Annotated in this window: 1 protein-coding gene; it reads right to left on the bottom strand. The window is 36.3% G+C overall.

Translation table 11 applies throughout. The annotated features are described in order from the left end of the window. Positions 1-75: 75 nt before the first annotated feature. Positions 76-891 (bottom strand): transposase (locus tag NE665_RS23805; protein WP_256302694.1); only part of this gene is annotated, 816 nt, incomplete at its 5' end.

Raw genomic sequence — 891 nt, 5'->3', positions numbered from 1 at the left:
ATTTCGAGTTTTACACTTGTAACGATGAAAGAAGGCCCTAAGCCCTTTAGATAAAGGACTTAAGACCTTCTTTTGCTATTCATTCAGTTTCGTACTTTTTCTTGAATTTACTACTCGTGAAAATTTCTTTAAATTTTTTTGTGTGATGAGCTCTCTAGAAGGCTGAAAGCCAAATATCTGGACAAGCTCATCGACTAACTTCGTTCGTTTGAAGGATGGAATGTAATTGCTTCCTCCTATATGAGTCAGATTCAATGCTCTTAACGTGTCGATGATTTCCTGGCATGTATATTTCTCTTTCAAGAATTCTTTTTCTAAAATCCGGTAAATCAATAGTGCTATGAAACATGTGAGAAGATGACCATTTATCGCATCATCTTTTTTTACATAGACTGGGCGTGTTTTGAATTCACTCTTCATAATTTCAAAGCTTTCTTCGATTTCCCATCGTTGCTTGTTTGCTTTTATGATCATAGATATATCTGAGTCCTCAAGATCTGTAGCTACCGCATAAAGACCGTCATATTTCATATCGTCTAGTATCTTGCTTTCATCTATACTATAGGCAGTCTCTTCTGCGACTTCTCCATGCTGTGTCGTATCCATACGTTGGATATAGTATCTAGGATCTCTTGGGTTTTTGGTATCTAATTTTCCAGGGTTCTTGAGTAATCTACGTGCTCTCTCCAGTTTCTTATTGCGAATACGTCTCTGATATTTTCTATACTTGGTACTGAAACTTACTATGATATGCTCTTCTAACGTGTATTTCTGCTTTGATTGCTCTGTTTTCTTTGTATCCTTTTCCCATCTATCTTTATAGAAGATAAGAGTATCTGTACGATATTCTACACCATCGATCACTATCGCATCATCTACTTCGTCGATGTT

The organism is Clostridium sp. DFI.1.208, assembly GCF_024463855.1.
Lineage (GTDB): Bacteria > Bacillota_I > Bacilli_A > Erysipelotrichales > Erysipelotrichaceae > Clostridium_AQ.
Note: the sequence above shows the minus strand (reverse complement) of the source record. Positions and strands in the feature narration are given on the sequence as shown.